General features: G+C 35.2%; 6 protein-coding genes. All 6 read left to right on the top strand.

What is annotated here, in order from left to right; all coding sequences use genetic code 11:
• Positions 1 to 197: 197 nt before the first annotated feature.
• The 6 genes from QZ824_RS09925 to QZ824_RS09900 are packed head-to-tail and all read left to right on the top strand — an operon-like array spanning position 198 to position 7,406.
• Complete coding sequence (locus tag QZ824_RS09925; protein ID WP_291275865.1) at positions 198 to 677, top strand: response regulator; 480 nt, start codon at positions 198 to 200, stop codon at positions 675 to 677.
• A 3-nt stretch (positions 678 to 680) separates the two neighbouring features.
• Positions 681 to 1,421 (top strand): polysaccharide biosynthesis/export family protein, encoded by a 741-nt coding sequence (locus QZ824_RS09920; RefSeq protein WP_291275864.1) that lies wholly within the window; start codon positions 681 to 683, stop codon positions 1,419 to 1,421.
• An 11-nt stretch (positions 1,422 to 1,432) separates the two neighbouring features.
• On the top strand, positions 1,433 to 2,698 hold the full coding sequence (locus QZ824_RS09915; protein ID WP_291275863.1) for a hypothetical protein: 1,266 nt from the start codon (positions 1,433 to 1,435) through the stop codon (positions 2,696 to 2,698).
• The gene (locus QZ824_RS09910; protein ID WP_291275862.1) at positions 2,670 to 3,782 is read left to right on the top strand and encodes a glycosyltransferase family 4 protein; all 1,113 of its coding nucleotides are present in this window, start codon (positions 2,670 to 2,672) and stop codon (positions 3,780 to 3,782) included. Before QZ824_RS09915 ends, QZ824_RS09910 begins: the two co-directional genes overlap by 29 nt.
• Positions 3,783 to 3,789: 7 nt before the next feature.
• Positions 3,790 to 6,090, top strand: a complete 2,301-nt coding sequence (locus QZ824_RS09905) for a GNVR domain-containing protein (protein ID WP_291275861.1) — start codon at positions 3,790 to 3,792, stop codon at positions 6,088 to 6,090.
• An 8-nt stretch (positions 6,091 to 6,098) separates the two neighbouring features.
• Positions 6,099 to 7,406, top strand: a complete 1,308-nt coding sequence (locus tag QZ824_RS09900; RefSeq protein ID WP_291275860.1) for an O-antigen ligase family protein — start codon at positions 6,099 to 6,101, stop codon at positions 7,404 to 7,406.
• Positions 7,407 to 7,452 lie beyond the last annotated feature (46 nt).

Genomic DNA, 7,452 nt, shown 5'->3' with positions numbered 1-7,452 from the left:
GTAATATTTTTATTAATTTCATTTTGCGGCTACTTGTTTTGGCCGTTAAATCATTTCCATATTCTGGAAAACAATTCCCTGTGATAGAAAACACCCTCCAAAAAAATTAATTAAATTTCTGATTTACAGATAATTAAAAACAATTAATATTCTGGCATTTTAATAGCAAATACAGATTTAAAATCAAGTATACTGCTATGAAAACATATAAAAAACCATTTGTATTTGTTGTCGAAGACAATGAAGCATACGCTCAAATGATCGGCTTTCAGCTTGAACAAAAAAGATTTCAGGTAGAAATTTTCAATTCGGGTGAAGAATGCTTACAGAATCTTTTTAAAAGCCCGGATATTATTGTTTTAGATTATATGCTAGGTTCTATGGACGGCATAGAAGTTTTGAAACAGGTTAAAGCTATTAACCCGGATATACAGGTAATTTTTTTATCGGCGCAAGACAACATTCTCATTGGAATTAATAGCCTGAAATATGGAGCATACGATTATGTAACAAAAGACGATGATGCTTTTTTAAATCTCTCTCTTGCCATTACAAAAATTCTGATGTTAAAATCTATTGTAAATACGGAGACACAAAAAGATGTATTTAAGAAAGCGGCAATTGCCATGTTGTTTGTGGTAACAGCAACCTTATTGTTTTTAAAGTTTATTTATTAAACGATGAAACGCCTTTGCAATTATTTGTTTGTACTTACAGCCGCGCTGCTATTAAACGCCTGTACTACGCAAAACTTATTTCAGAATAGTAAACATAACTATTCTGCATGTGACTCTATTCCTCCTGGTATTCCAGAACATATACTTAAACCTGATGATAAGATTACAATCAGTATATGGAGCCATGATGACCTTAGTGTTGGTTCTCTATTCGGTGTATATAACTCCAACGAAGTGTACGGAAAATGGATCATGATCAACCAACTGGGCGAAGTAACACTGCCTCAAATCGGGACGGTTGTGCTTGGTGGGTTAACACCCCGGGCTGCCGGAGATTCTTTAAGGACACTATACGCAAAATATATTGTTGACCCGGTAGTAGTAGTAAAAGTAATCAACATGGAAGTTACAGTTCTGGGAGAGGTATTTAAAGCAGGTAAATACACCATAGATAAGGATTACAACACAGTTGTTGAAATGTTGGGATTAGCTGGTGGACTTGATTTTTATGCTGACAAAAAACATATCCAGGTAATTCGCGGAAGCGGTTCCGATACAAAACAATTTACACTCGACCTGACATGCATGGACGATTATAAACAAAAAAACTTAGTACTTGAAGCAGGTGATGTTATATATGTTCCTACCCGAAAGAGTAAAATGGTAGATAAAAAAGCTCCTGTATTAATTGCAGTTTCGTCAACGCTTACCGCAACACTGGTTCTAATCAAATTCTTTCAATAGCGTACACAGAGATGAAAAAATATACAGAGTTATTGCAGAAACATCAAAACAAAGGATTTACCTTGCTGGATCAGACTATTGTAAGCGGAGGTAATTTTATCACTTCATTTATGTACGCCAGGATATTGGGACTTGAAATTTATGGTTTCTTTGTTCTTTGCTGGATGCTGGTGCTGTTTATTTCAGGTTTGCAGCAATCATTCATTTTTAATCCTATGACAAGCATATATGCCTACAAATCCATTGAAGAAAACAGGGATCAATATATCCAATCATTATTTTCTTTGCAGTTATTATTCAGTATCATGAGCTCTGTGTTTGTAATGCTCATGCTATATATAGACATATTATTCATTCAAACTCCGCGCCTTGAAGGTTTACTATTCATAATACCTGCAGCTGTTTTCGCATTTACAATGCAGGACTTCTTCAGAAAAAAATTCATTCTAACCGGCAAACCACAAATAACTTTTTTGCTGGATGTATTATGCACAGCTTTGCTTCTTGGATTATTATTTTCCGGCTACGCCTCTACAGTCAGAAACATATTTTCAATTATTACTATCAGCTTTATTACAACAGCAATTACAGGTTATTTAATATCAGGCATACAAATAAATCTGCACTTATTCAATTTTACAATCAGCAATCACTGGATGCAAGGAAAATGGCTGATCCTTACATCTGTCATACAATTATTCTCCGGGAATTATTTTATAGTTGCCGCAGGTGTTTTATTAGGTACGGCCGAAATCGGTATAATCCGTATTGCTCAAAATATTGTCGGCGTATTGAATATTTTATTCATCGCCATGGAATCCTATATCCCGGTTTCCGCTTCAAAAATATTTCACAATCTAGGGGCTGCAGCCTTAATCAAATATTTAAAATCTGTTACCATCAAAGGCTTACTCATAACAAGTATCTTATGCATATCCATCGCGTTATCTTCTTCAAAGATTATAGCGGTGCTGTATGGAAGGGCTTTTATTGAATATTCCGGTACTGTTCAGATCTACGCGCTATTCTATATACTTGTTTTTATATCTATACCTCTGAGATTTGCAATCCGGACAATCGAACAAAACCATCATATATTAATTGGTTATATAATCAGTTCTGTATTCAGTTTTATATCCGCAAATGTTCTTATAACACATTATGGAATTTATGGAGTGCTTTCAGGTATTATTATCAGCCAGCTACTCACTCAATTTTGGTATATCTATTCATTAAAAAATTACTGCTATGCACATCATTCACTTAGTACTAGGTAAAGCGAATCCGGATAGAATGAATGGAGTCAATAAAGTTGTTGACAACCTCGCCAAAGAACAAACATCGTTGGGGTATCGTGTAAGTGTTTGGGGGATCACTCCTGCCCCGCAAGAACAAACTACGGCTCGAGTATACGATTTAAACTTATTTCAATCTAAAAAAAATAAACTTGTCATTGATGCATCAATAAAAAAAGCAATCAGCGAATGTACGAAAGATACTGTATTTCACATCCACGGAGGCTTCATTCCAGAATTTTATCACTTTACTAAACTCCTGAATAAATATGGGCTGGATTTTATTCTGACTCCACACGGAAATTATGCAGCTAATGCGTTAAGAAAAAACGGACTGCTTAAAAGCATCTATTTTAATTTTTTTGAAAAAAATATTCTTTCAACTTGTAAAGCCGTTCATTGTCTCGGGGCGGGAGAAAAAAATGATATCGACAAGGTACATGCACTATCAAAAAAAATATTAATTCCCAATGGTCAGCGCATGGAAGATATCCCGTCTGCAAAGATTCGACGACAAGCAAGCGTACCCGTTTTTGGATATTGCGGCAGGCTTACCCGTGACCAAAAAGGCCTCGATCTTTTATTAGCAGGGTTTAAAAAATATAAAGATAAAAAAGGTACCGGTGAACTTCGGCTAATAGGAAATGGAGAATATATGAACGAAATGCAGGCATATATCAAAAAAAATAACTTAATTGATTCTGTATTTTTTCTCGGAACACGCTATGGAGAAGACAAATTCAATGAAATTGCAGCTATGGATGCATTTTATCACCCATCACGCAATGAAGGTTTACCTACTGCAGTCTTAGAAGCTGCTGCCAATGGCATTCCATGTGTGGTAAGCGCATTTACAAATATGGGTGAATATATTCAAGATAATAATGCAGGTATCTTTTTAAAAGATAATACACCGGATGAAATTTCACAATCCATGTTCCAAATAGAAACATGGAAATACCAGAACAAAATTGAACAGATTGGCGCCAATGCAGTTGAAATGATTAAACAGCATTTTAACTGGAACAACATTGCCCGGGATCTGATTAGTATTTATAAAGAATAATTTTTATATGAATAACCTTCAACAAATCATCCGGATTTTTCAGCCCGCATTTAAAGGCCTACCTTTTATTATAGGCCTAATGGCTGTTATGATTTTTATCGCGAGCAGAATTGTCCGCTACAGTACCCCCATGTACGAATGTACCGGCAGAATCAAACTGGAAGACCCCAATATAGATATCTCTAATACAAATCTTTTTAAAACTTTTGATGTATTTAATAATCCCAGCAAAATAATGGCCGAAGTAGAGGTTGTTAAATCTCCGGAAATGCTTCGTGCTGCACTTGCTACTATACCTTTTGATGTATCATACTTCAGAGAAGGAAAAATAAGAACATCCGAATTATTTTACGACAGTCCTTTCACAATTAAATACGATATAAGTGATGAGGCTTATTATGGCGTAAACTTTCATGTAAATATCATTGACACAACAAAATTTACTCTGGATTACACATTTAATGAAAAACCCTTTCACTCTACCGAATCTTTCAATACACCTGTAAAATTAAAAGGAATAGACCTGTTCGTAAAATTAAATTCCGAAGTATTAAAAAATAAACCCGGCATTCTGATTACAGACAAATATTATTTTACTATTAGCTCCATCGAACAACAAATGGAGGCATTAAGCAAAAATGTTGATGTTAATGAACTCGACAAAGATATTCCCGTGATACGGATTATCTGCAGACATCCGGTTCCGGAAAAAGCAATGTTGCTTGCCAATACATTAATGCAAACATATATCGATGAAGGAATACGCATTAAAACAGGTGCAGCAAAAAAAACGGTTGATTTCATAGATCAGCAATTAATTGACATTGGAAAAAAATTAGTTGATTCAGAAAATGAATTAGAAAATTATCGTTTAAAAAATGACATTACCAATACAAAGCTTGAGGTTGAAACAGATTTGAAAAAAATAGCTCAATTAAAAATACAATTGACAAATGTAGAGATGAACCTGGCAACATTAGACACCATAGATTTCTACGTCAATCAGGGGAACGAAGATTTCTTGTCAAAAGCCGCCAATTATGAAGGCTACGGCGGACTCCTTTATACAGAATTGATGAAACGTCTGAAAGACCTGCAGGCGGAGCGTAGAGAATTGCTGCTTAAGTACACACCAGACAATGAAAAGATAAAAATCATCAACAGCAATATTGATGATGTAACCTCTTATATTAAAAAGAATATACAGAACGCCAAAAACGGCATGCGGATTCAGCGTGACAAAATACAGGAAGATATCCGCCTCGCTGAAATTCCATTTGAAACTGTACCTACCAAGGAAAAGCAACTTGTTATCCTCGAACGTAATTTTAAATTAAACCAGGAAATCTTTAATTTCTTAACAGAAAAAAATACCGAAGCCAGCATTGCCCAGGGCGCAACTTTTTCTTTTCACAGAATCATTCAGCGTGCAACAATTCCCTCCAAACCTGTATCTCCGAAAAAAACATTCACGTTAATTATATTCGGATTTCTGGGATTACTTATCAGTTTGGCGATCATTTACATTTATGAAGCGATAAGTTCAAGAGTAAAATATAAAGATGAATTGGAAAAAAATTCTACATGCCCGGTTATTGCAGACATTCGGCATGAAAATAAAAAATATTTTTCAAAGTCTGATTTTTATGCATTGGCCACCAGGCTTATTATTTCAGACCCAAACGATCAGATTATTACAGTAACGTCAAGCATAGATAAAGAAGGTAAAACATATATTGCCGAAGGCCTTGCTCATGCATTTGCTGACATGAAAATTCCTGTATTGCTGATTGGAAGCAATCTTCGAAATCCGTCGATTGGAATGCAATATAATTTAATAGCCCAAAAAGGTTTTTCTGAATATATTACAGAAGAACTTGATTTTAACCAGTGCATATATCAGCAACAATCAGACTTGTTTATCATGCCCGAAGGGAAATCAGCATTTATTCCGGAAGCAATTTTTACAAGACCCGAACTGGAAACTAAATTAAAAGCGCTTCAGAAAACATTTAAAATAATCATTCTGGATACAACATCTTTTGATACTGCACTGGATGCATTGCCTTTATTGAAAATTAGCAACATCACGTTATACCTTTTCAGGGCTAATTTTACTAAAACCAAGCTATTGATAGAACCGGATCTGTTAAAAGAAGAATACAAACTTGACAATATCCGGCTAATACTGAATGATGTTGAAGAATTTTCAAAAATGAAAAAGGATAACGGAATCCGGAAATTGATAAAAACCACATCCCGAAAGGTTCTGATATTTATCCGGAAAATTACCCGTATTAAAAAATAACACCTGTTATGGGGCTGCAAAATCAACCAACATTAGAAACATTAAATATCTCCAGGAAAATATTTCCGTGGCTGGTGGCTATTCTATTTTTGCGCCTGGTGGGATTTTCAACAATCAGTGATAGCGCAGCAATAGCCAAAGTCTTAAAAACAGGAATTGGTTTGGCCATGACCACATTAATTCTATTCATATTTTTCAGACTCATAAAGAAAGGATTTATACCCTCTTTCCGCTATCAACACGTTCTGGCTATATTACTTTATTCTCTTTACCTATCCTTAGGATTACTTTCTCTTGTATGGACTTCCGACGTTGCTGTTTCTGCGCTACAGATCACCCGTGATATTGAAATGCTAGTATTCTCCTTTTTTTTCATTTATATTATTGTGATGCTGAATCACTATTATCCGCAGCATTACATTCGCATTAGTGCCATAATTGCTCCGGCAATTATCTTAAACCTGAGTATCTTTTTAATCGGGAATATTGTAGCTCCAGATATATTCATCCGCAAAACGCACGGTGGCGAAGTAAGCCGCTTAGGTGGTCAAATGATGAATCCAAATGAGCTGGGAATGTTGTGTGGCGTTGCCATTGCTTGCTGTTTTGCTGAGCTTAAACAAAAAGCCAATCTGGTCTGGAATGTCATTATGATTTTGATTGCACTATATGCATTGTTTATTACAGGTTCACGCTCATCCATGATTGGTTTCTTTCTCGTGGCAATGTACTATGTTATTATATCAAAAAGTTATACGTTGAAAGCTACTGTTGTAGCTGTAGGAATTCTAGTCATGCCCATTGTTGTGAATGTTATTTTCCTGAAAGAAGGTGCTAAAACATCCGGCACTTCAGGAGCTGAGGAAGTATTATCAATGACCGGCAGGTTACCTTTCTGGGAAGCCCTTCTGACAGAAGGTTTGCCAAATGAACCCTTGCTTGGATTTGGCTTTATGCGTATTAATTATACCACGTATTTCCAGGGAGCGCACACCTACCCTGCTGCGATGACACACAATACGTTCATACAGGTATTGATGAATTTAGGGTTTATTGGATTTCTGGTCGTGTTATTACAAATGAGCTTTATGATACGTGCAATTATTAAGGTTGAAGATAAGGTTCAAAAAGAACTCATATTTACTATGCTCATACCTATTTTAATTAATTCATTCACAGAATTCGGTATCTGGGGTGAAGTGAATTATTCAATTCTTTTATATCAATTAATCATTCTTACTATCGTTATCCGGTATAATAACCGATTCAATGTGCTCCAAAAGATTATTCAAAGAAAAAAGTTAAACATCCAGTAAAAGCAGCAATATTATTATTCAAATAAATTTATCTGAATAATAATAT

The organism is Flavobacterium sp., from assembly GCF_021151785.1.
Lineage (GTDB): Bacteria > Bacteroidota > Bacteroidia > Flavobacteriales > Flavobacteriaceae > Flavobacterium.
This window is presented reverse-complemented; position numbering and strand designations above follow the sequence as displayed.

Bases quoted from the DNA above. Each gene is read 5' to 3' on its own strand.
- QZ824_RS09925 (WP_291275865.1), top strand. From the start codon at position 198: ATGAAAACATATAAAAAACCATTTGTATTTGTTGTCGAAGACAATGAA.
- QZ824_RS09915 (WP_291275863.1), top strand. From the start codon at position 1,433: ATGAAAAAATATACAGAGTTATTGCAGAAACATCAAAACAAAGGATTT.
- QZ824_RS09910 (WP_291275862.1), top strand. From the start codon at position 2,670: ATGCACATCATTCACTTAGTACTAGGTAAAGCGAATCCGGATAGAATG.
- QZ824_RS09920 (WP_291275864.1), top strand. From the start codon at position 681: ATGAAACGCCTTTGCAATTATTTGTTTGTACTTACAGCCGCGCTGCTA.
- QZ824_RS09900 (WP_291275860.1), top strand. From the start codon at position 6,099: ATGGGGCTGCAAAATCAACCAACATTAGAAACATTAAATATCTCCAGG.
- QZ824_RS09905 (WP_291275861.1), top strand. From the start codon at position 3,790: ATGAATAACCTTCAACAAATCATCCGGATTTTTCAGCCCGCATTTAAA.